The following is a 24237-nucleotide window of genomic DNA, read 5'->3' as shown; positions in this document are numbered from 1 at the left end:
CGTTACCCTGTGATCCGACTCGGCCAAACAATCTCGATCCATAACAACTACTCAACCAAAACGGTCCCAGCTGTTACAGATTGAGACATACCGGCCCCTCCCCTTGGGTTTATCTCAATCTGTAACATCTAGCAGGTGAAATTCGCCTTTGGTGTTACAGATTTAGATGAAATGGTTAGCTCAGCGGAACCGCCTCGATCTGTAACATCTAACGTCCGAAATCGGCCCTATCCGTTACAGATCGAGACAAACGACCGGTCAGACAGTCCCAACACAAAGAAAGGCTCCCCTCTCGCCCAGTGGACGGGAGGGGAGCCTTATATGTGACCGCGGCAAAAGGATGGCAAAGCCGCAGTCGCCCAAAGGGAGGGCCTGGATGCACCGGGCCTAGATAAGGTTCTTGCCAGACACCTTATCGAAGAGATGAGTCGCGTTCTTCTCAAACTTGAACCAGATGGGGTCGCCAGCCTTGAGCGCGCCCTTGGCCTCGAGGTCGACGACGGGGATAATCAGGACAAACTGGCCGTCGGGAGCGGTCACGTGGACATGCTCGGTCGAGCCCATGAGCTCGGTCACCTCGACGGTGCCCTGGAGCGCACCCTCCTCGCCCTTGTCGGCAAGCAGAATCTGCTCGGGACGCACGCCGGCCGTGATCTCCTTCACGTCGCCGCCGTCCCAGTTGAGAGCAAGCTGAGCGCAGGTCTCGGGGGCGAGCGCCACGTTCATATCCTCGGTCTTGACGGTAAAGCCGTTGCCCGAGCGCACCAGCTGGGCATCGAAGAAGTTCATCTGCGGCACGCCGATAAAGCCGGCGACGAAGATGTTCGCGGGATGGTTGAAGACCTCCTGCGGGGTGGCGATCTGCTGGACGACGCCATCCTTCATGACCACGATACGGTCACCGAGGGTCATAGCCTCGGTCTGGTCGTGAGTAACATAAATGAACGTGCCCTTGATCTCATGACGCAGCTTAATGAGCTCGGCGCGCATCTGGTTACGAAGCTTAGCATCCAGGTTGGACAGGGGCTCGTCCATCAGAAAGACCTTGGGGTCACGTACGATGGCGCGGCCGATGGCGACACGCTGACGCTGGCCGCCGGAGAGTGCCTTGGGCTTACGGTCAAGATACTCGGTAATACCCAGGATCTCGGCAGCGGAGCGAACCTTGCGGTCGATCTCGTCCTTGGGGACCTTCTTGAGCTCAAGCGTAAACGCCATGTTCTCGTACACCGTCATATTGGGGTACAGAGCATAACTCTGGAACACCATGGCGATGTCGCGGTCCTTGGGCGCCACGTCGTTGACGCGCTTGCCATCGATGAACACATCGCCGGAGGTGATGTCCTCCAGGCCGGCGACCATGCGCATCGTCGTGGACTTACCGCAGCCAGAAGGGCCAACGAGGACGATGAACTCCTGGTCGTGAACGGTGAGGTTGAAGTCCTCTACAGCGAGCACACCGTCCTCGGTAACCTTGAGGTTGTGCTTCTTCTCCTCGGTCTTCTTCTTTTTGCCAAAGAAGCCCTTCTTTTTTGACTCGTTGTTGGGATACACCTTCTGAACATGTTTGAGAACGATCTCGGCCATGTCTTTACCTTTCGATACGCGGCGCCGCGCTGAGAGGCGCCGCCAAAACTTGCAAAACAGTTACGGCATCAGCCCTTGACGGCACCTGCCACCACACCGTCGATGATGTACTTCTGGCAGAAGATGTACATGATGACGATGGGGATGACGACCATCATGATGCACGCCATCATGGGACCGAGCTCGACGTGGCCATAGCCGCCACGGAAGTACTGGATCAAGATAGGAATGGTCTTGTACTTGGTGGAGTCGAGCGTAAGGTAGGGCAGCAGATAGTCGTTCCAGACCCACATGGTCTCAAGGATGCCGACCGAAAGATAGGTGGGCTTCATAATGGGAAGGACGATCTTAAAGAACACTTGGACCGGGTTGCAGCCGTCGATCATGGCCGCTTCCTCAATCTCGAGCGGGATGTTCTTGACGAAGCCGGCGAACATAAAGACCGCGAGGCCCGCGCCAAAACCAAGGTAGATGAAGCAGATGTTAAACGGCGTGTTAAAGCCGATGCGGTCCGCGAGGTTGGACAGCGTGAACATGAGCATCTGGAACGGTACGACCATCGAGAAGACGAACAGGTAATAGAAGAAGTTCGAGATCTTGCTGTTGACGCGCACCACGTACCAAGCGCACATGGAGCAGCACACCAGAATCAGCACGACCGACGTGACCGTGATGATAAGCGAGTACATAAACGCCGAGGCAAAGCCCTGCTCGTTCAGAGCGTGCACGTAGTTTGCGAGGCCGTTGAACGTCTCGGGCGTGAGCAGATCGAACGCCGTGGTGGTGCTGATTGCGGTCGCTTTCTTAAAGGAATTGAGCGCAATCATGAACACGGGGTAGATCCATGCGAGCGACAGGATCGTAAAGAAGATCGAGAGCGCGCGGTTGATAGCCTTATCGCGTTTCATTACTGCTGCACCTCCTTGGACCTCGTGGCCTTAAGCTGGATCATAGAAATAGCGACAACCAGGATGCAGAAGATAACTGCCTTGGCCTGACCGATGCCCTGCCATGCGATGCCAGCACGCGAATAGAACGTGTTGTAGATGTTCAGGGCGAGCATCTCGGTGGAGTGCGCCGGGGCGCCACCGGTAAGGGCGAGGTTCTGGTCGAACAGCTTAAAGCCGTTGGTGATGGACAGGAACAGGCAGATGGTGATGGTCGGCATCAGGTTGGGGATCTTAACCTTCCAAAACGTCTGCCATGCCGTAGCGCCATCGACCTTGGCGGCCTCGATGTAGTCAGACGGAATGGACTGCAGACCGGCGATGTAGATGATCATCATGTAGCCGACCTGTTGCCACAGGGTCAGGATGATAAGGCCCCAGAAGCCAGCGGCGGAGTTGAGGGCGATAAGCTGGGCACCCACGTTGGAGAGCAGGCAGTTGATCAGAATCTGCCAAATGTAACCCAGTACAATGCCGCCAATCAGGTTAGGCATAAAGAAAATCGTACGGAAGATGTTGGTGCCCTTGAGCGCCTTGCGAGTGAGCGCCTGCGCAATGGCCAGCGCGATCACGTTGATGAGCACCGTCGACAGGAAGGCAAACGCCACGGTAAAGAAGAACGACGTGGAGAACTGCGGATCGGACAGCGCGCGCACGTAGTTCTCGATACCGACAAAGTGCGCGTTATTGATGGTAATAAACTGGCAGAACGAGAGATAGAAACCCTGGATAAAGGGAATCACGAACCCGATCATAAACGCCAGGCACGTGGGCAGCATAAAGAGCGGCCACCAGCGCTTGAGTGCTTTGCCCATAGAAGGGTCCTTTCAATATGCAGGGGGCGGGCAAACCTACGTCTGCCCGCCCCCTGTCGCTAATCAGATAGCTTGGGCAGCAACTGCTTACTCGGAAGCAGCCTTCTCGGTCTTCCAGCCATCGACGAAGGCGTTCTTGACGCCGTCCCACTTGGTGTTGTCGGCAGCATAAGCGATGAGAGCCTGCTTGAGGTTCTTCTTCCACTCCTCGGAGGGGATGTAAACGAAGTCCCAAGCGACGGTCTTCTTGCCGTCCTTGGCCATAGCAACGGCCTGCTGCGAGAAGACGTTGGTGGTCTCCTTAGCGCTCTTGAACGGGGCGGTCAGACCCATCTTGTCAGCGATGATGCTGGTGGCGGTGTCAGAAGTGACGCACCAATACATGAAGTCCTCGGTGGCCTTCTGGGCATCCTCGGAAGCCTGGGAGCTGACGCACCAGTAGTTCTCGCCGCCGGAGCACAGGCCCTGGTTCTCCTCGCCATCGACGCCGATGTAGATCGGCAGCATGCCGAGCTGGTCGTCGGTCATACCGGCCTTGGTGAGGTCGGCGTAGGCCCAAGAGCCGTTCTGGTAGAAGACGGCCTTGCCGGTTGCGAACTCGTTGGTGGCGTCGTCACCGGTCTTGGAGGCGAGCTGCGAAGGATCGCAGGTGGAGTCGGTGATATACAGGTCGAAGATCTGCTTAAAGTTGTCGAGATACTCGCCCTTGATCTCGTCGTCCTCCTGATTGTGCTCCTTCTCGAACTCGTAGTAGAGCGGGAGGTTGGCGAGGTGCGTGGTGTAGCGCCAGCTGGAGGAGTCATCCATACCGGCGGAAGTGAAGGCACCGTCAACGCCGAGCTCGTCCTTGCGGGCCTGGATGTCATCGGCGCAAGCCTTCAGCTTGTCGAAGGAGTTGATGTCCTCGGCCTTGTAGCCGGCCTTCTCGAGGAGCTCCTTGTTGTAGATGATGCCGTAGCTCTCCTGAACCCAGTCGATACCCAGATCCTTGCCGTCGGACTGCAGCGCCAGGGAGTCGTCGATGAGCTCGCCGCGGAGCTTGGTGTCGGAAAGATCGGCGCAGTAGTCCTTCCAGTTCTTAAGGCCGGTGGGGCCGTTGACCTGGAACAGCGTCGGAGCGGAGCTCTTGGACATCTCGGACTTGAGCTTCTCCTCGTAGGTGTTGGAGGCGGCGGTCACGATCTTGACCTCGACGCCCTTCTCCTTCTTGTACGCCTTGGCGATCTCCTTCCACTCCTTGTCGACCTCGGGCTTGAACTGGAGGAAGTAGACCTCGGCAGCGTCACCGGAAGCAGAGGAGCCAGAGCCGGCAGAACCACCGCAGCCCACGAGGCCCAGACCAAGAACCGCAGCCGCGGAACCAGCAAAGCCCAGGAACTGCCTTCTGCTCATTTCGTTCTTCATTACAATCCACCCTTTCACACCGTGGCGGCACCCTTTGCCGCCGCCTTCGGAGATTGGCTCGGGGACTTTGCCCCTTTTGCTGACTTGTACAATACGCTATTTGGCTAGTTGTTTGAACAAGTATTACTAGAGCGGTAGAAAAACTTCGGTGAACGGTAATTTCAACTTGATACTTGACAAGTTTTGTATAAACAATTATTTATTATCGAATGCAGAGAAAACGCCCGATCAAGCCGATGCATCGTCGGTTTGACCGGGCGTTTTCGCTTTGAGGGCATGAGTCTCGTCAGGCTGCGAGCTAGCCGGCTATCGCTTGGAGTTGACGCGGTAGTGGAAGATCTCGGGATGCGTGCGGGCATGCGTGACCTCGAACAAGATGCCGTCCGAGGTGTACGACTGGCTCTCCATAACGGCGACGCAGTTGTACTTGCCAAGGTCCAAGTAGCTGCAGTCCTCATCGTTGGCGAGCTCGACACTCACCGTACGACGGCTCGCCATCACTTTGACGCCGCGCTTGTGCTCCAGATAGCCGTAGATAGAATCCGCCGCGATCTCGGGGGTCAGGCCCTTGGCGATCGACGCCAAAAAGTAGCCATGGTCCACTTGGCGCGCGCTGCCGTTGAGGCTTCGGACACGCACTACGCGAATCAGCTCCTCGCCCACCTTAAAGCCCAGGCGACGAGAGAGTTGCTCAGTGCAAATCAAATGTTCAAAAGACTTGACCTCGGTCGATGCGACGGCATTGTTGCGTTTTGCGAACTCGCCAAACGACTCAACCTCTTCGAGTGCGCCCAGCATGTCGGTTTCGCCCTTAAGCCAAATAACGCGCACGCCCTTACCGTGTATAGGCTGCACAAACATCTGGTCGGCCAGCATGCTCAAGGCGCGTCGAACGGTATTGCGCGTGCAGCCAAACTCCGCGGTCAGCTCGGCTTCGGTTGGCAGCATCTCCTGAAACGCATAGGTCCCGTTGATGATGCGCGAACGGATCTCGCGGTAGATTCCTTCGTAAATCGCTTTTGGCATGATTTCACCTCTAATGAATATGTATGGCTAGGCACGATAGCATTTCTTTGGGTTGTTTAAACCGTCTATCGGCAAAGCACCGATTATTAACTGTCAACGGCGCCCGTGATGCTCCAATCGATTCGAATCAAAACCAACAATGCGGCGAACGCTCACTCCCCTACAATTAACTCATTGTTTAAACGTTCCACCGCAGACACGGCGGGCTTATGGTCGAGAGGCAGAATATGCTGCAAAAAATCCAACGCTTTGGCGGGGCAATGTTCGCGCCCGCCATGCTGTTTTCTATATCAGGCCTCATGGTCGGCATCTCCGCCCTCGCCACGACCGTAGACATCGTCGGCGACCTCGCCGTATACGGAACCCCTTGGTACGTTTTCTGGACCATCATCCAGCGCGGCTCGTGGACGGTCTTTAAGCGCCTTCCACTCCTTTTTGCCGTAGCGCTGCCTATCGGTCTTGCCCAAAAGCAACCGGCACGCTGCTGCCTCGAGGCACTCGTGGCCTATTTTGCCTATTGCTTCTTTTTGAGCGAGATCATTAAGCTGAGCGGAGACAACCTTGGGCTTAAGTACCCATCATCTTTGACCCCCGCCAGCGGTATCACCGTCATCGACGGCATCAAGACGCTCGACACCGGCATTATCGGCCCGCTGGCGGTATCGGCAACCGTCGTCGCCATCCATGACCGCTTCTACGATGCCAAGGTTCCCGATTGGCTCGGCACCTTCTCGGGTTCCTCGCTGGTCTACCTCATCAGCTTTTTTGCCGTGTTTGCCCTTGCCGCCATCTCGGCCGCCATCGTGCCCTTCGCATACGCCGCGACCGAAACGCTGCGCCACGCACTTGCGGGCGTCGGCCCCTTCGGCGTGGGCATCTTTGTGTTTTTGGAGCGAGCACTCGAGCCCATGGGGCTGCACCACCTGCTCTATATGCCCATCTATTACGACAATCTGGTCATTCACGACGGTATTTACGCCACGTGGACCAACCTACTCCCCATTCTCTCCCATAGCACGCGCCCTTTAAATGAACTTGCGCCCTGGGCAGGTTTTACCGCCACCGGCTGGGGCAAGCTCTTTGGCCTTCCCGCCATCGCGGCAGCATTCTATTTCACCGCCAAACCCGAACGCCGCGCCGGCCTTAAGGTCATCCTTTTGCCCGCCATCGTCGCCTCGGTGGTCTGTGGTGTCACCGAGCCGCTCGAGTTTCTCTTTATGTTCACCTATCCTGGACTCTTTTTGCTCTACGCCGTCCTATCCTCCTGCCTTGCCATGACCATGAACTTCTTCGGTATCGTCGGCATCTTCTCGGGCGGTCTCATGGAAATGACGGCCTTCAACTTCATCCCACTCATGCGAATGCATGCCGGCTCCTACCTTTTGGCGCTCGGTATCGGTCTTGCCTTTAGCCTCATCTTTTTTGTTAGTTTTCGAGCACTCATCTTGGTCTATGACCTTAAGACGCCGGGCCGCGAGGATCATGTCTCCAATCGCGCGGCAATCGATCGTTTAACGGGAAGCGGCTTTGCCAAAGAGCAATCTCCCAATGGCGAGGTCAGTATTCAATCCGATCAAGATCACGTCCTCGCTGAGCGGGTAATTCAGCTTTTAGGTGGCGTTGGCAATATCGTGGGCGCAACCAACTGCGCCACGCGCCTGCGCGTCGAGGTCGCAGACCCTTCCATCGTTGCAGATAATGCGTCGTTTGTCGCGGTGGGCGCCAAGGGCCTCATCATTACGGGCAAGACCGCCCAGGTGATTATTGGCATCTCCGTTCCCCGCGTTAAAGAGCATTTTGACCAGATCATGGGCCTCGAGCCGGGATTTGTGCCCACCACCTCGGCCTCCCCTGCCGCCAGCGCAGCCCATAAGCGCGGCGATATCTGCTTCTTCGATATCGACGGAACACTCGCCTGGCAAGACCCTCGAGTGGCACAAGAGCTTCCCGAGAGCGAGCGAGACCTCTCCCCCTATCCCAATGAAGCGGTCTCGCAAGCCATCCGTGATTTTGTCGCCAAGGGCAATATGGCGTTTATCTGCACAGGGCGCACGCTGAGCTGCATCCATCCAAAGCTGCTCGAGCTGCCCTGGACCGGCATCGTCTGCCTCGCGGGTGGCTATGTCGAACTTGAGGGACACGTGATTCGCGATTTGGCGATGACGCCCGGCATGCTGCAGCGCCTTGCTCCCATTCTTGAGCAATCGGACGAAGTGATTCGTTTTGAGGGACTCAATGGCGTCGTTCGCATGAGTGCCGATGCGCCCGACGCCCCGGGATACGCCCGCACCGTGGGCGATGCAATTACGCAGCTGCAACATTACAGCGCCTACAAGATCTTAATGTCCACGTCGCTTGCCAACCGCATCGCTCAGGATCAAGCGTTTGAGCCGCTGCTCTGCTTTAACGAGCTCGAGCTCGAAGTGACCGAGATTTCGCCTCGCGAATGCACCAAGCGCGAGGGTATCCAGTCCGTACTCGACGCCCTCGATCCCCACCACGGAACCGTATACGGCATCGGCGACGCCAGCAATGACGTCTCGCTGATGAACGCCGTCGATGTCGGTATCGCCATGGGCAATGCGCCGGACTTCCTCAAGGAAAAGGCCGACTATGTCACCGACAGCATCGACCACGACGGCGTCGTCACCGCGCTCGAACACTTTGGGCTTATCTAGCCAAGCCCCTACCGCACTTGCGGCCGCATGGACCAATCGTCTTCAACCGCCGCGCTCGACGCCCTAATGTGGCAATATGTTGTCTGCATAATGCAACGATGCAACCTATCAAAGAATGCGAGAACCCGTGTCCAGTCCGTTTACCAGCTTTTTAGCCCAGCACTTTGACCAGATTAACGACTATCTGGCCACGTTCTTTGACGGACAGGCGACTTCCGCCGATATCGAGCGCTACCTGTATACCCCGCTCTCGGCATTTACGGCAAACGCTGGCAAGCGCCACCGCCCGCTCATCTGCATGCTCGCCGCCACTGCGGTAGGCGGCAGCTTTGAGAGCGCCCGCAGCGCAGCGGCGGCCATCGAGCACTTTCAGTCGGGCGCACTCATCCACGACGACATCGCCGACAACGGGCAGATTCGTCGCGGCAAGCCCTGCATGCACCTTACCGAGGGCACCGGTCTTGCCATCAACTGCGGTGACCTGGCGCTCACCATGGTCACCAAGACGGTTCTCGACGACCCCACACTCAACGCAGACGTGAAGCTTCACGTGCTCCACGAGCTTACCGAGATGATCGTCCGTACCATCGAGGGCCAAGCGCTCGACCTGGGCTGGGTCCGCGACGAGCGCTTTGACATTTCGGTCGACGATTATCTGGACATGGCGACGCACAAGACCGCGTACTACAGCGGAGCGACGCCGCTTGCCGCCGGAGCCATTATCGGCGGCGGCAGCGAAAAGCAGATTGAGGCACTGCGCGCCTTTGGGCTGCACACGGGCCTTGCCTTCCAGATTCAAGACGACCTGCTCAACTTGATCGGCACCAAGGAGGCCGCCAACAAGGACTTCCGCACCGATATCACCGAGGGCAAGCGCACCCTCGTTGCCGTGCATGCCCTGTCAGACGAGCGCTATCACGACGAGATCGAGGCAATCCTTTCCTCGGGCACCGAGGACCCTGCGCAGCTCGCACGCGCCGTGGAGATCTTCCAAGAGACCGGCTCCATCGATTACGCCCACACCTATGCGCTCGACCTGACCGCCAAGGCCAAGGCCGCTATCGAAGGCGTCGAGCTCGACCCGCATGCGCGCGAGCTCTTCCTCTCAATGGCAGATTTCTTTGTGGAGCGCCTTAACTAGCGGGGGTCATAAAACCTGTGGGCAGCGAGTTTGGGTACAAGTTGCTACACTATTGAGTGCATGTTTATAAATTGTCTCGCGTTGTCTATCCGACACACGCTCAAAATAGTACGAATGGTACGCCGAAAGGGGTTCGTTCATGGAACCTATTACCACGGGCATGCAGGGAGCAGCCGTCGAGGACGTCCAGTCCCGCCTTCTGCAGCTCGGCTATACAATCGATGGCGCCGAGGTTGTCGACAAGCGCTTTGGCACCACCACCGAGCAGGCCGTCAGCACCTTCAGGCTCGACAGCGGCCTTGCTGCCGGTCATGCCGTCGATATCTCCTGTTGGAGCGCCCTGGTCGACGCCTCGTATAAGCTGGGCGACCGCACTCTGTATCTGCGCATGCCCAATTTCCATGGCGCCGATGTGCAGGCCCTGCAGCGCGCTCTCAACGTTTTGGGCTTTGCCTGTGGCGAAGACGACGGCTACTTTGGTCCGCATACCGAGGCCGCCCTGCAGCAGTTCCAGGAAAATGTCGGCCTGTTTGCCGACGGCATGGCCTTCCAGGACACCTACGCCTACATCAACCGCCTGCACCATGTGTGGGAGGGCAAGCCCTCGGTCACCGAAGCCGAGTCCCGCATCGGTTTTGCTCGCGCCGCCAACGTGCTCGAGCGCTTCCAGATCGCCGTTATCGGTGAGGACCCCATCGCACGCAGCGTTGCTTCGCGCATGTGGAACATCGCCACGGCAACGACCGACAACAGCGGCATGATGCTCTGCGACTCCGAGGTCCCAACCGACGTTGACCTGGTGCTCGAGATCGCAAGCGACGAGCTGCCCGCCGACGCCGCGCCACGCGCCACGATTGCCCTCGCCGAGTGCCACAACCTGGCCCAGCGCATCCGCACCGCCAATGTCGCCGTGCAGCAGAAGCCGGCTCGCATTCGCATTGAGCTCACGGGCATGACGCGCTACAACGGCACCTTCACGGCCAGCGACGCGCAGACGCTCGCCGTACGCCTACTCGATGGCGTTTGCGATGCCCTCGCAGATTAGGTAAACTAGACGAGTTGCTTTTGGGCAACACCACACATTGGGACGTAGTTCAACGGTAGAACTCCGGTTTTTGGTGCCGGCTGTTGGGGGTTCGAATCCCTCCGTCCCAGCCATTAAAACTGAGCGCCCTAAGCCCATAACGGCCCAGGGCGCTTTCTTGTGGGCAAGCGGAGGAATTCGAGCCCGCAAGGGTGCGGAGCTGAGGAAACGCGAAGCGTTTTCCAGCGCAGCACGCAAGGAGCGAAGCGACGCAGCGGGGCGCGGCCGCCGACCAGGCGGACGCGGAATCCCTCCGTCCCACACCAGCCAAGAGCCCCTCACGTCAAGCAAATCGAGCCAACGCCGCCAAGCGGAGGGATTCGAACCCGCAAGGGAGCGAAGCGACGCAGCGGGGCGCGGCCGCCGCAGGCAGACGCGGTGCCGGCACCTGGGGGCGCTCCTAAGTGCCGGCATTATAGGAACGTCCCCAAGTGCCGGCTCGGGACTATTTTCGAGGACCCTCCGAAGGACTGTGGCCAAAAAACGGCAAATATGAGTACTGTTACCGTTGTAGCTACATTATTTTCGTTAATAAAAGAAGATCTTAATGAGATTTATTCGCATCAAGGTCTTCCTTTAATGAACACTTGAGGAGATACGGCAGCTTATCTGCTCGATCGACACGTCAAATCACCTTAAATGTGATCAAAATTACTGCTACTAAAAGAGTATCAGTACTCATATTTGATGTTTTTTGGCCACGGCTCTTTATAGACACCCTGCACAGCGACGGTGGTAGATTTCGGAACGTGTCCGTCAGCCCCGTTCCGAAAAGCGAGCCGCATGCAACGGCCAAGCCACGACAGGCCCCGGGAGAGCGGGGACACCGGCTTAGGTTTATCGCGAGTTCCGCACGAACAGGAGGCCACTTAATGTGGCCTCCGTCGTGAGCAGGACTGTAGAGCAGGAAACCTAAGCCGGTGTCCCCGCTCTCCCGGGGCCGGCGGAATTTAGTTGTTAAGCATGCGGTCGAAGCTTCCCGAGTCGCCATCCCGATAGTCGGCGGTCATCAGAATCTCCTGCGGAATGCGCCCGCCCTCGCGCAGCACATTGCGGAACTGCACGCGCGTGACCATGGGCAGATCCTTGATCGTCGCCGCCAAGTTCTGCGGCACGCCCTGGTTGGCAGCCGCGGGCTCGCACTCGCCGCCGGCCTTCACGCGACGCTTATGCTCGGCGAGCATGGCGCGGTACATGCCGGCATGCAGGCGAATCTCAACCACATTGGCATTGCGAGCCTGCTCGACGATGCGCGCGCCCTCGCGGTCGATATCGCCCACGTAGTAGACGTAGTTAAAGCGATAGCCGATCTCAGCCAGATAATCGTCCAGGGCATGCGAGACGCTCGCCTTGCATCCGCCGCCAAAAATCACGCCGCCCACCTTGATGCCAAAGAGCTTGGCGTGCTTGCGGCCACGCAGCAGCCTGACGATCTCGTCGTAGGTGTCCAGGTTCTCGACCATAATGAACGGCTTATCGGCGCCCAGCGTAAAGAAACCCGTAAAGTGAACGGGGCGGTTGGGGGCGACCTTAATCGCCTGCATGCTGATGCCCTTTTCGGTCATACGCCGAATTAGGCGCTCGCCGTGCTTGCCGTCAAAGGCCTTCTCATCGTTAAAAATCTGGTAGGCACGCTGGCGGCGCGAGGCAACCGGCGTATCGGCACCTCGGTTTTGCTCGATCCAAGCCTGGATGATTGCGATTTCCTCGGCAATCTTGCGGTTGGACATCTCGTTGTGCTGAGTGCGCTGCGGCGCCTTTTTGCCGTCCTTGCCCTCGACCTTAACAATTTGAGTCTGCTGCTCCTTGATCTTAGAGAGCGCCGTAGGCGTAGGGACAACTTTGAGCAGCTGCCTGCCCAAAACGCGGGCAAGGGCAAACGCCGATACCTCGCCGTGGACGGCCGACTCGGGCTGCTGGGTAGCACTATCAGCCGCGGCAGGCTCAGCCTGTGCATGAGGCTTACGCTTGGAATCTGCCCGGGTATTACGTTCCTGCTTGGGCGCAGACGAGCGCTTTTGCGGACGATCGGACTTGGCCTCCTTCGCCGGCTGGCGCTTGACCTGATCCACCGGAGTCTCGGCCTTCTCATCTCCGTTTTGTGTCGCTGTCTTCTCGGCCGCGGCCTCGGCATTTGAGCCACGACCGCCGCGGTGACGACGACGGCGGGGCTTGCCTGAGGCGCTCTCCCCAGCCTGCTTATCAGCGGTCTGTTGAGCTTTGACCTCAGTGTCAGCCGCAGGCTGCGACTCGGAAGGTTGCTGCTCGCGAGCCGCCGGCTCAACGGTTTTCTCGGTTTGTTCGGCCTTCTCGGCCTGAGCGGTCGAAGCCGGCTCGCCCTTCTCCTGACGCCTTACGGGATACGCGCGCCTCGCAAAACCACGCCCGGGACGGCATGAACCCGGAGCCTTCTTGGCAGACTCCTCAACATCGTCTGCAGCCTCGGAAGGCTCTTCAACCTCATGCGCGACATCCTGCTGCGCAGCCTTAAAGTGGGCACCACGGCGACGCTGGGGCTCCTGGGCCTCCACGGGCTTTTGCTCCTTCGCGGGCCTCTGCGAATCGGCAGCAACCTCGTTCTCAACAGCCTCGGCATCCGTCTCACCCTTTCGAGCAACGGCGCGACGGAAGCGCTCCTGCTGGGCGCGACGCTGCGCATCGCGCTTGCCACCCCCGCCAAAACCGCCGCGCCCTGCCTTGGCCGTAAAGGCACGCACGACGTTCTCATCGAGCAACTCATCGGTATCAACATGCTCACGCGGAGCAACTTCTTCCACAGCAGGCACGTCAGCGGAATCCTCGACGACAAAATCTTCGACGGACTCGGCAGGCTGCTCCTGGGCATCGCGGATCTCGACATTGATGGTATAGAACGCCGGGCGCCCGTTAATGCCGCTGCCCTCGATCTTGGTCACGATATTTGCCGCGATAAGCTCATCGCGCATCGCCTTGGTATCGCATTCCTTATCGACGGAGCGGAAAATCTGCGCCAGCGCGCTCGACTTAATCTTGAGCGCCTTGCGGCAGAGCAGGTCGTAGGCAACCAGCTTGGCGCGCTCGGCAGAAAGCGACGTCTGGCTGCTCAGACGCTCAGCCAGAGCATCGACATTGTTTTGATTATCGGAATATACCGTCTTGGCCACGGGGCCCCTTTCATATGCACACATATACGTCCATATGGTACAACGCACGAGCCTATCCACGCAAAACATCTGCGAGAACGCCCTTGCACCACCTGTTATCACAAGAAAAAAGACCGGGTCCGCTTGATTGCGGACCCGGTCTTTCCGAGTCAAATAGATGGGAGATTCAACCCGTCCGACCGACTAGGCCTTAGCGGCCTCGGCGTCGGCAGGAGCCTCAGCGGCAGCGGTGCGACCGTACTCGGCCTTGCCCATCTCGGACCACTCGGGCTCCTCGTCGGGCATGGAGCCGGCCTCCTTGCCGAAGAACTCCTTGAGACAGTTGACGGCAACGATGAGGCCCAGGACCATCAGCAGGACGGCGAAAACGAGCTGCAGGCCCTTGGTGGCGGCGACGGAGACGGCGGCCGTGGTGGCGGTAGCCGGGATGGTGCCGAAGAAGCCGTAAGCCTGGACAGCGGTCATGCAGCCCATGGCGCTCTGGACCAGCGAGGTGAAGGTGCAGCAGAGCAGGAAGGCGACGGGCACGTAGAGCATCCAGCCCTTGCGGCCGGTGCACTTGCAGAACACGGCGAGGGTGATCATGGTCATGCCGCCGAGCAGCTGGTTGGAAGCACCAAAGAGCGGCCAGATGTTGGCATAGCCGCCAAAGGCGAGGGCGAGACCGGGAAGCAGGGTGACGACCGTGGCGAACCAGGGGTTGCCGAGAACCTTCATGTAGCCGGCCTTGGACTCGATGGCCAGGGCGTCGTTGGTCTGGGCAAAGAACTCGGAGAACGAGGTGCGGGCGATGCGGGCGACGGCATCGAGCGAGGTCAGGGCCAGAGCGGAGACGTTCATGGTCATGAAGACGGTAGCGAGCGTGCCGTCAACACCGAAGGCCTGCATACCGCGGGAGATACCAGCGGCGAAGATCTGGAACGGGGTGGAAGCGACGCCGGCGTTGAGGGCACCAGTGCCGGCGGTGTTCATATCGGAGAACATGATGCCGGCGACGATGATGGCAAGGATGCCGACGAAGGACTCGACGATCATGGCGCCATAACCGACCTTGACGGCGTCCTGCTCCTTCTCGACCTGCTTGGAGGAGGTACCAGAAGAAACGAGGCTGTGAAAGCCGGAGAGGGCACCGCAGGCAACGGAAACAAACAGGACCGGGAACATCATGCCAGAAGCGCTGGAGAAGCCGGTAAAGGCCGGAGCGGTGATGGTGGCCTGGCCGTTAACACCCAGGACGACGATACCGAGGACAGCGCAGGCGATCATGACGATCATCATGATGGAAGTGAGGTAGTCGCGAGGGGTCTTGAGCATCTGGATGGGCATGGCGCCAGCAAAGACCAGGTAGACCATGACGACGGCGAACCACTGGAACTTATCCAGGTAGACCGGGAACTGCATACCGACGGCGAACATGAGAACCATGAGGACCACGCCGGTGACGAACTCGGTAGCACCGGTGAGGTTGAACTTCTTCTGGGCCCAACCAAAGGCGATAGCGACGAAGGTGAACAGGATGGAGATGGTACCAGCGCAGCCGGCGGCATAGGACTTGGTGAAGTCGATGGCACCGGTAGCAGCACCAGAAGCGTCAACGGCCGGGGTGAACATGAACGTCTTGCAGACCATGTCGGTGAAGGCGGCGATGACGATGATGCAGAACAGCCAGCAGAACAGCAGGAACAGGCGACGGCCGGTCTTGCCGATGTACTTCTCGATGAGCTGAGCCAGGGACTTGCCGTTGTTCTTCATCGAGGCGTACAGGGCGCCAAAGTCGTGGACGGCGCCAAAGAAGATGCCGCCGACGAGGACCCAGAGCACGACGGGAAGCCAGCCGAATGCCATGGCGACGATCGTACCCGTAACAGGGCCAGCACCGCAGATCGAGCTGAACTGGTGCGAGAACGCGGTAAAGGCGGAGACGGGCGAGAAGCTGTTGCCGTCCTTCATGCGCTTGGCCGGCGTGAGGGCCTCTTTGTCAACGCCCCACTTGTTGGCCAGCCAGCGGCCGTAGCCCAGATAGCCGCAGGCGAGCACCGCCGCGGCCACAACCATGAGCAAAACTCCGTTCATTACATTTCCTCCTCTAAAAAGAACTTCCTAGACATAAAAAATGAGGGCCGTCGGTTGCGCTCGACGGCCCTCATCTTCATCAGCCGCCCGTTATCGTACGGGCTAGCTGTATGTGCTAACCCGCATCAGATAATTACTACGCTGATAATGTTTAGCTGATGCGTGAACATGTCTAAGAAATCCTCTTCGATCATGATGTGAACGTTCCGTGCGTGTTCACATCCCCCAGTGGTTGAAAAGGAGTATGAAACTTTAGTTACCTAAAGTCAACGCAAATTTGTAATGAATTTTCAACTTTTTTTGGATTTCTCGGTATAAAACGCCACTAACCTCGGACTTTACCCAACGACAGTTTTTGCATGAGAGACGCTCCTCGGGGGCGGGGCGGGCGCCTGCCGCCATATATGAACTTTCCTGCTCGGACAGTCCTGCTCACGACGGAGGCCACATTAAGTGGCCTCCTGTTCGTGCGGAACTCGCGATAAAGTTCATATATGGCGGCAGGCGCCCGCCCCGCCCCCGAGGAGCTCCCATCCCAAATCTAAACTCTGTTATCATAATTACGATAATATCCTGATAGCTCAGGAGGTAGCCGTGAATATTCGGCCAGTCTCAGATCTTAGAAATCACTACCCGGACGTTGAACGCGAAGTCGAACAAGAGGGTCCGGTTTTTCTAACTAAAAACGGGCGGGGCTCTATGGTCGTCATGAGCTTTGAGCAGTACAAGTCGCTGAGCAATACAATCGAGAGCGCCCTTGATGCCGCTGATCGTCAGGCCGCCAGCATGCAACTTCGCTACACACACGACGATGTCTTTGGCTCTGTCAGAAAAATGCTCAACGGCGGTCTCGATGAACAGGCCCTATAAGCTCCGCTATCTTCCCCTATTTTGGGAGGACCTCAGCCAAGCAGCGTCATATATCGCCTTTGATCTCAATAACCCCGCTGCAGCAAATAGGCTTGTCGACAATGTTGAAGCAGGCATACTCGAACATCTCAAGAATCCAACCATGTCACCAACATACCCTTCGACAAGAAGGCGGTTGCACCCGTATTACCGCTTCTGCGTTGGCAACTACATGGTTTTTTATGTCGTCATCGACGACGTTATGGAAGTCCGCCGACTGCTATATAAGAGACGAGATATTGAGTCGATTATCAGGTAGGTTTCTTTCAGCTAAAGAACGCCGAAGATTCGACTCTAGCAGGTTGACCTTGCCGAGCGTTGTCGACGCCAAACGAACCTGCAAGCCGCATCGGGACAGAAAGGTCCCCGGCATCGCCCGGGGACCGCACAAGTACGACTACAGCGTCATGTTTGGATCGGCGTCGACGTCGAACGGCGAGATTTCACCTCGGTCGAATTTACGGCGGGCGACCTCCGCGATCATGGCGGCGTTGTCGGTGCATGCCGAGAGAGGCGGCACCGTCACGCGGATGCCCTGGCGCCCAAGCTTCTTGATCATCATCTCGCGCAGATGCGGATTAGCCGAGACGCCGCCGCCGATGCAGTATTCCTTGCATCCGGTGGCATGCAGCGCGTTCTTGGCCTTCTTGTACTGAACGTCAAAGACGGCTGCCTCAAACGAAGCCGCCAGATCGGGCAGGTGAATCGTGCGCCCAGCCTTGGTCTCCTGCTCGATGTAGAGCGTCACCGCCGTCTTGAGGCCCGAAAGCGAGAAGCGATAGTCCCCCCTGCTGTTAAGCGCGCGAGGAAAATCGATCGCGCGGGGATTGCCCGTCTCGGCCAGCTTGGAGATGATGGGGCCACCGGGATAGCCCAGACCCAACGCCTTGGCTACCTTGTCGAAGGCCTCGCCCACAGCATCGTCGAGTGTCTCACCAAGTACCTCGTAGTCGCCCCATGCCTTCACGTGCACGAGCATGGTGTGCCCGCCCGAGACAAGCGTAAAGATAAACGGGGGCTTGAGGTCGGGCTGCGCCAACAGGTTGGCAAACAGGTGGCCCTCCAGATGATTGACGCACACGAGCGGCTTGCCGGCAGCATACGCAAAGCCCTTGGCAAAGGCGACGCCCACCACCAGGGCGCCAACCAGGCCCGGACCCTGTGTCACGCCCACGGCGGCAAGCTCACTTGGTGTAATGGCTCCGCCCGTAAGGCCCAGCGACGCTGCGGCGTCCTCGAGTGCCGCATCCACGACACTCACAATCACCTCGACGTGCTTGCGCGAGGCGATCTCGGGCACCACGCCGCCAAAGCGTGCATGAAAATCAATCTGCGTCGACACCTGGTTGGCCAGCATATTGCCATCCGCATCGATAATCGCCACCGCCGTCTCGTCGCAGGAGCTCTCGATAGCGAGTACGAGGCGGCGACGCTCAATCTCGACACGTTCCTCGGCAGAGCGCCAAGGCGCAGGCAGCGGCCATACGCGCTGCTCTGCCGCCGTCGGCTCGGGCGAAGCATTGTCGACCGGAAGCACCAGGGGCAGCGGAGCCGTCATGACGATGGCGTCCTTGCCGGCACCATAGTAGCCGCGGCGACGGCCAGCCTCGGTAAAGCCCAGAGCGTTATAAAGCGCGATCGCTCCCTCGTTACCGTCCTCGACCTCGAGCGAAGCCGTGGTGCAGCCGAGCATCTGGGCATCATAGCTCACGTGCGACAGCAGCTTGCGGGCAATGCCCTCACGGCGATGTGCCGGGTCGACGGCGACATCCAGAATCTGCACATCACCGTCCACGACCATACCGCCGGCAAGGCCCAGCAGCTTGCCGTCGTCGTGTGCCACCCACCAACTACGCGGCGCAGCGACGTCCTCGCCCAGTTCGGACAGGAACATGCCCGGCGTCCATGCCTCGTGTCCGGCACCTTCAAAGCAGGCAGCCTCCAGCGCGCTCGCGCCCTCGGCATCCGCCGCGCCCATGGGACGGAACTGCAGATGACGACCGGCGAGCTCATCGGCAACACCCGTAATTTCGCTCTGCGCACTCTCGGCAAGACCAAGACGCTTGCGCTCGTTTTCCTCGGCATCCGAAAGGCGCGTGTAAATCGGCAGGACGCGGGCCGGATCGCCGTCACCCGCAGCGTGCGCGAGCAGCAAGCCCTCGCCCGAAGGCCACCACAGGTCGCGCTCCACGCAGCGGGCGGCCTCGTCCTCACCCAGCAGCTTGCCATAGCGCACGAGACCGTCACCGGTCAGCTGAACCTGGCCCCAGTCCGCTGCTTGGCGCCACTCATCGAGCGCCACGGCGGCCTTGACCACGTGTTCGCGCTCAAATTGACGCTCGGGACCCTCATCGACCAGCATATACAGCGCCGGATATACCTCACCGCGCATAGCATCGGCCAAGATACCAAGCTTGCCGCGCACGCCAGCCTTCCACGCCGTCCAAGCGCAAGCGTCGAGCGTCGACACGCCCAGCAGCGGAACATTGGCACCACGCGCGAGGCCCTTGGCAGTGGAGATGCCGATGCGCACACCCGTAAAGGACCCCGGGCCGCGGCCGACCACATAGCAACCAACATCGCTGCGATCCAGACCGGCTTGAGCCAGCACGCCATCAACGGTATTCACGAGCTCAACGTTGGCGTGACGGCGACACATGTGGTCGCCACTCACGAGCTTCGTCTCACCCGTCTGCCCATCAATCCAGCTTGCCGCGCAGGCAAGCATGTCGGTCGAGGTATCGAGCGCCACCACCAGCGCGTTGTCGTTATGCAAGCTCATCTTGTACAGCCTTATCAATCAAATGGGAAAGCTCCATTGCGCGGTCACCGTGCGCCTCAAGCGTTATCGTTCGCACATCGCTGTCGCCCTCATCACGCCTGAGCGTCACCGAAAGATACTCATCCGTCAGCTCGTCCTGGAATTGTTCGCCCCATTCCAGCAGGCAAGCACCCTCATAGCCCAGCACATCGAAAATGCCCGTATCCTCGAGCTCGTAGGCATGCTCCAGGCGGTATAGATCAAAGTGAAACAGCGGAATACGACCTTGATCGTGAACGGCCATGAGGGCGAACGTAGGGCTCGTAACCATATGCCCATCGCCCAGCCCGCGCGAGACGCCCTTGGTAAAGTGAGTTTTGCCCACTCCCAGGCCACCGGTCAGGATGAGCACATCGCCATCCTCAAGGCACGGTGCAATTAGCTCGCCAAAGTACTCCGTATCGGCAGCGCAAGTCGTTTTGTAAGTACCTACCCCCAGGCGCTCCAGGGACATATATGCTCCTTATTATTCCGAGGCGTCCTCTGGCGCGGGATGTCGCTCCAGATAGTCGCCCAGCATCTTAAAGTCTTCCTCCAGCAGCTCCTGCCACGCCGGATTGCGCAGCGCTGCTGCCGGATGGAACGTGGGCATTACCACAAAATGCCCCATCTGGTGGAACCTGCCGCGCAGCTTAGTAATGCCAATCTCGGTCTTTAGCACAAAGTGCGTCGCGGGGTTGCCGAGCGTCACAATAATATCGGGCCAGATGCTTCGAATCTGCTCACGCAAAAATGGCGAGCAAGCCAGCACTTCCTCGGGACGCGGATTGCGGTTTCCCGGCGGGCGGCACTTAAGCACGTTGGCAATGTAGACGTCTTCGCGTTTGAGCCCCGCCAGCGACAAAATGCCGTTGAGGTCCTCGCCTGCCGCCCCCACAAAGGGCTCGCCCTGCAAATCCTCATTGCGGCCCGGCGCCTCGCCAATAAACATCACGCGAGCGTGGGGGTTTCCCACGCCAAACACGATGTTATGGCGCGACTGGTAAAGCTGGCAAAGGTGACAATCGCCCAGAACGGCCTCGATCTCCTCGAGTGCGACCTCACGCGGCGCCTGATGGCTATGGCCGGGGATGTGCATGACGCCCATAGCGACTCCTACACGTAGACCTTGTCGAGACGCATACCAAAGCCGCAAGCGACCTCGTAGTTAATCGTGCCGCGTAGGCGCGCCATCTCGTCCATGGTAATCTCGGCATCTCCATCGCGGCCGACAATGATCATCTCGTCACCATACTCGGCCTCGGGAATCTCATGTGCTGGGTTGGACTGAATGGCGACCATAAACTGGTCCATGCAGATATTGCCCACCTGACGCACACGCTCGCCGCGATACAGCACGTCCATACGATTGGAAAGCGTACGCGAAAGGCCATCGGCATAACCGATCGGAAGGGTGCAGATCTGAACGCGCGTGCGCGGTACGCGGTAGGTAAAGCCGTAGCCCACGCCCTCGCCCATCGCAGGATGTGCCACGCGCGTCACGCGCGCATGGACGCTCATAACGGGATCAAGCTGCATCACGCGGCCACTCAGCTCGCACGGCTGCATGCCATACAAGCCGACGCCGGCGCGAATCATATCAAAATGCATCGAGGGGTCGAGCATCGAGGACGGCGTGTTGGCGCAGTGCACGATACCGCACTCAAAGCCCGCATCCTTAATGGCCTGAACGGCCTCGGTAAAGCGCTGACACTGCAGTTTGTAGTCCCAGCCCGAAGGTTCATCGGCCGTGGCGAAGTGCGTAAATACGCCGTCGCACTGAATACCGCGATGGAAATTAATACCGCGGACAAAGTCGAGCACCTGCGTGTAATGTACGCCAATGCGGTTCATGCCCGTCTCGATGGCGAGATGATACTTGCCCACCTTGCCCGCCGCGACGGCACATTCGCCATACGCAAGAGCAAAGTCAGACGTATAGACCGAGGGCATGATATCAAACTCGAGCAACGTCGGAATGGCCTCGATAGGCGGCTCGCTTAGGATGAGGATGGGTTTCGTAATCCCGCCCTGTCGGAGCTCAACGCCCTCGTTAACCGTCGCCACGGCAAACATGTCGGCACCGGCCGAATACATGATCTTGGCGCACTCAACAGCTCCATGACCATAAGCATCGGCCTTGACCACGCAGCACAGGCGCTGACGCGGATTCAACAAGTTCTTATAGGCCCTCGTGTTGCGACGGAGCGCCCCGCGGTCGATCTCGACCCAGGACCAGCGCGTCAAATCGGCTTTATTCATGATTAGTCATCCGACCCTTCGTCCATGATTCCCAGATCTTCGAGCGCATCCTTTGCCGCCAGCTCCATGGCAGGACCGATCAAGTCGATAAGATCGGTTGCGATAACGCTCTTCTCACCATACTCCGTCGCCGCGGCAAAACCGGCGTAGCTGTGAAGTGCGACGGCGTACGAATACAGCAACTCCCAACGATCCATCTCGTCGCGCATGGTGGCAAGCGTGCCGGCCAAAATACCCGCCAGAACATCACCCGAACCGGCAGTTGCCAGAGAAGCCGGACCCGAGAGTGGCAGCAGCACGCGCTCAACACCACAGATAGCCGTCGTCGGCCCCTTGGCAATGACCACCAGATTGTCGGAGCCTGCAGCCCAAACAACCTTCTGCGCGGCCGCAATCGCGGTACCAAGGTCGTTCACCTCGTCACCGGCAACCAGACGCGAAAGCTCACGATAGTGCGGCGTCATAACCAACGGCTGCTCGCGGCGATACATCTCGGGGTTACTATCAATACCGTCAATGGCAATCTTAGCAAGGCAGTTGAGTGCATCGGCGTCCAAAATTAGCGGTACATCAAGCTCGAGCAAGCCCGAAACCACCTGCATAGCGCCGGCAGACGTCGTCATACCGGGACCGCACAGCACGCAGCTGTACTTCTTTGCGATCTCGCACACCGTCATGCGCGCAGCGGCGCCAAAGGAGCCGCGGGAATCAGACGGAATAGCAAAGACGGGAATCGAAGGAAGTGCCATGCGAATGAGATTGGCACAGGCGTCAGGAGCCGCGACTGCCACGTAACCAGCACCCGCGCGAGCTGCAGACTTGGCCGCCATAATGGCAGCACCAGGATATTGCGCAGATCCGGCGACAATAAGCACAGAGCCACGGGAATACTTATCAATATTCGATGGTAGCGGAGCAAAGTAATCAACTAAGTCACCGGGCTCGACAATCTCGGCGGCGTGGTCGACATCATCGATGACCTCGTCAAGACGGTCGTAAAGATTGCCGCAGGTCAAATCGCCAGCATACTCAGGACCATCAGCGCTATACAGACCAATCTTGGGCGCAATCATCGTCACCGTGCGCTCGGCACGAATGCAGTCGTCATCAACAACGCCCGTCTCGGCATTCAGGCCCGAGGGGACATCAATGGATACGACACAATCGGCGCATTCATTGACCGTAGGAATCCAAATGGAGAACGGCGCACGCAGATTCCCGTGGAAACCGGTACCAAAAATGGCATCGACAACAACATCGGCCTTATCGATCAAAACCTCGAGTTCGTCACGCGAGGGACCTACGCAAACGTGCACATCGCGGCCGGCAGTTCGACGAGCAACATGACGTGCCAGAGCAGCAGGAATCTCATCCGGCTCAACCGGAGAAACGATATCCACGTCCACACCCTTGTGGCTCAGGATATCGGCGGCAACCCAACCGTCGCCGCCATTATTACCAAAACCGACCAGAACGAGAACCCGATCGGGATTGAGCTTCAAGACCTCGTTGGCGGCAAACTCACCCGCTAGCTCCATAAGCTCGGCCTTCGAAGTCCCTTCGCGTTCGATGATATCCTCGAGACGAACGACTTCTTCGGTACTCAAAACCGGTTTCATCTATGCTCCTAGCGTATCTTGCGAAGCATCGCCCAGGTGCTCCGTCAATGCTGAATTCTGCAGCTGCTCGAGCTCATCTAATACAGAACGAGCCTCTTTAAATGTCTGCGCAACGCGTTTCTTGGTACTCACCTTTTCCTCTTTTGGCTTAGGCCGAGCATCTTCGGTAATCGCGATGGCATTCGCAACGGCCAAGTCTCCCGTAAGCGTAATGGAAAGAGCGACCTCAACAACACCCAGTTCTTGAGCGATCTCGAGAGCACGGCCCGAAAGCAGCGCCTTCGGTTTGCCGAGTTTATCACGCGTTACCGAAACATCCTTGCGACCCACGCCTTGACTAAAACCCGTGCCGAGAGCTTTAAGCACCGCCTCGCGCGAAGCAAAGCGGCTCGCATAGTGAGCAGCGGGACGCGATGATGCATCGCAATACGCACGCTCTTCTTCGGTAAACACACGCCGAGCAAACGACGGCGTCTTTTCAAGAATAGATTTCATGCGGGAAATCTCGACGATATCAACGCCGATACCAGCTTCAGCCATGTTCACCTCCATATTGCACAGACTAAGCTATTGTAGCCCGTTCACAGAAGATGCGACAAACGAGGGTTATAAAACACAGCTACTATGTGAGACAAAAGCCCGTAAACGCAAAAAAAGGGGGAGGCCGCGAGGCCTCCCCCTTCTAAGTCCAAGCGTACGGCTCGGTGCCGTCCACCGGTCAGCGGCGCCCTGGCCTCCCACGGGCTGGC

General features: G+C 58.5%; 18 protein-coding genes and 1 tRNA gene. 6 read left to right on the top strand and 13 right to left on the bottom strand.

Features of this window, described 5'->3' with window-relative positions:
* Positions 1–387: 387 nt before the first annotated feature.
* The 5 genes from DXB53_RS09410 to DXB53_RS09390 form a co-directional block, all read right to left on the bottom strand.
* Positions 388–1587 carry an ABC transporter ATP-binding protein gene (locus DXB53_RS09410; protein ID WP_117584246.1) on the bottom strand — a complete coding sequence of 400 codons (1200 nt, stop codon included), beginning with the start codon at positions 1585–1587 and terminating at the stop codon, positions 388–390.
* A 68-nt stretch (positions 1588–1655) separates the two neighbouring features.
* Positions 1656–2495 carry a carbohydrate ABC transporter permease gene (locus DXB53_RS09405; protein WP_117584245.1) on the bottom strand — a complete coding sequence of 280 codons (840 nt, stop codon included), beginning with the start codon at positions 2493–2495 and terminating at the stop codon, positions 1656–1658.
* Positions 2495–3349: a carbohydrate ABC transporter permease gene (locus DXB53_RS09400; protein WP_055252174.1), complete on the bottom strand. Its 855-nt coding sequence runs from the start codon at positions 3347–3349 to the stop codon at positions 2495–2497. Before DXB53_RS09400 ends, DXB53_RS09405 begins: the two co-directional genes overlap by 1 nt.
* A gap of 87 nt (positions 3350–3436) precedes the next feature.
* Complete coding sequence (locus DXB53_RS09395; RefSeq protein ID WP_055252173.1) at positions 3437–4753, bottom strand: ABC transporter substrate-binding protein; 1317 nt, start codon at positions 4751–4753, stop codon at positions 3437–3439.
* 306 nt (positions 4754–5059) lie between these two features.
* The gene (locus tag DXB53_RS09390; RefSeq protein ID WP_055252172.1) at positions 5060–5779 is read right to left on the bottom strand and encodes a GntR family transcriptional regulator; all 720 of its coding nucleotides are present in this window, start codon (positions 5777–5779) and stop codon (positions 5060–5062) included.
* Between the two features lie 227 nt (positions 5780–6006).
* On the opposite strand from DXB53_RS09390, the gene DXB53_RS09385 reads away from it, so the two are divergent.
* The 4 genes from DXB53_RS09385 to DXB53_RS09370 all read left to right on the top strand — a co-directional run bounded on the left by DXB53_RS09385 (position 6007) and on the right by DXB53_RS09370 (position 10756).
* Positions 6007–8457, top strand: coding sequence for a PTS transporter subunit EIIC (locus DXB53_RS09385; RefSeq protein ID WP_158556524.1), 2451 nt, complete (start codon positions 6007–6009; stop codon positions 8455–8457).
* 127 nt (positions 8458–8584) lie between these two features.
* The gene (locus DXB53_RS09380; RefSeq protein WP_117584243.1) at positions 8585–9598 is read left to right on the top strand and encodes a polyprenyl synthetase family protein; all 1014 of its coding nucleotides are present in this window, start codon (positions 8585–8587) and stop codon (positions 9596–9598) included.
* Between the two features lie 139 nt (positions 9599–9737).
* Positions 9738–10643, top strand: coding sequence for a peptidoglycan-binding protein (locus DXB53_RS09375; RefSeq protein ID WP_199409717.1), 906 nt, complete (start codon positions 9738–9740; stop codon positions 10641–10643).
* A 38-nt stretch (positions 10644–10681) separates the two neighbouring features.
* A tRNA-Gln gene (locus DXB53_RS09370) sits at positions 10682–10756 on the top strand.
* Positions 10757–11632: 876 nt separating this feature from the next.
* On the opposite strand, the gene DXB53_RS09365 is transcribed toward DXB53_RS09370, so the two are convergent.
* Both DXB53_RS09365 and DXB53_RS09360 read right to left on the bottom strand, forming a co-directional pair.
* Entirely contained in the window at positions 11633–13825 is a 2193-nt protein-coding gene (locus tag DXB53_RS09365; RefSeq protein WP_158556523.1) for a hypothetical protein, read from the bottom strand.
* 183 nt (positions 13826–14008) lie between these two features.
* On the bottom strand, positions 14009–15898 hold the full coding sequence (locus DXB53_RS09360) for a carbon starvation protein A (RefSeq protein WP_117584241.1): 1890 nt from the start codon (positions 15896–15898) through the stop codon (positions 14009–14011).
* A 453-nt stretch (positions 15899–16351) separates the two neighbouring features.
* Between DXB53_RS09360 and DXB53_RS09355 the strand changes: the two genes are divergently transcribed.
* Entirely contained in the window at positions 16352–16768 is a 417-nt protein-coding gene (locus DXB53_RS09355; protein WP_369831578.1) for a type II toxin-antitoxin system Phd/YefM family antitoxin, read from the top strand.
* The gene (locus tag DXB53_RS10225) at positions 16659–17066 is read left to right on the top strand and encodes a type II toxin-antitoxin system RelE/ParE family toxin (RefSeq protein WP_369831577.1); all 408 of its coding nucleotides are present in this window, start codon (positions 16659–16661) and stop codon (positions 17064–17066) included. Before DXB53_RS09355 ends, DXB53_RS10225 begins: the two co-directional genes overlap by 110 nt.
* 138 nt (positions 17067–17204) lie before the next feature.
* Here DXB53_RS10225 and tsaD read toward each other — a convergent pair whose 3' ends face one another.
* The 6 genes from tsaD to acpS are packed head-to-tail and all read right to left on the bottom strand — an operon-like array spanning position 17205 to position 24028.
* Complete coding sequence (tsaD, locus tag DXB53_RS09345) at positions 17205–19589, bottom strand: tRNA (adenosine(37)-N6)-threonylcarbamoyltransferase complex transferase subunit TsaD (protein ID WP_117584238.1); 2385 nt, start codon at positions 19587–19589, stop codon at positions 17205–17207.
* Complete coding sequence (gene tsaE / locus DXB53_RS09340; protein ID WP_089573670.1) at positions 19576–20082, bottom strand: tRNA (adenosine(37)-N6)-threonylcarbamoyltransferase complex ATPase subunit type 1 TsaE; 507 nt, start codon at positions 20080–20082, stop codon at positions 19576–19578. Before tsaE ends, tsaD begins: the two co-directional genes overlap by 14 nt.
* Before the next feature lie 12 nt (positions 20083–20094).
* Complete coding sequence (locus DXB53_RS09335) at positions 20095–20715, bottom strand: uracil-DNA glycosylase (protein WP_089573671.1); 621 nt, start codon at positions 20713–20715, stop codon at positions 20095–20097.
* An 8-nt stretch (positions 20716–20723) separates the two neighbouring features.
* Entirely contained in the window at positions 20724–21869 is a 1146-nt protein-coding gene (alr, locus tag DXB53_RS09330; RefSeq protein ID WP_117584237.1) for an alanine racemase, read from the bottom strand.
* Positions 21870–21871: 2 nt separating this feature from the next.
* Positions 21872–23488, bottom strand: coding sequence for an NAD(P)H-hydrate dehydratase (locus DXB53_RS09325; RefSeq protein ID WP_117584236.1), 1617 nt, complete (start codon positions 23486–23488; stop codon positions 21872–21874).
* The gene (acpS, locus tag DXB53_RS09320; protein ID WP_006235843.1) at positions 23489–24028 is read right to left on the bottom strand and encodes a holo-ACP synthase; all 540 of its coding nucleotides are present in this window, start codon (positions 24026–24028) and stop codon (positions 23489–23491) included.
* Positions 24029–24237 lie beyond the last annotated feature (209 nt).

It is taken from the genome of Collinsella sp. OM04-5 (genome assembly GCF_003439125.1).
Classification (GTDB): Bacteria; Actinomycetota; Coriobacteriia; order Coriobacteriales; family Coriobacteriaceae; genus Collinsella.
This window is presented reverse-complemented; position numbering and strand designations above follow the sequence as displayed.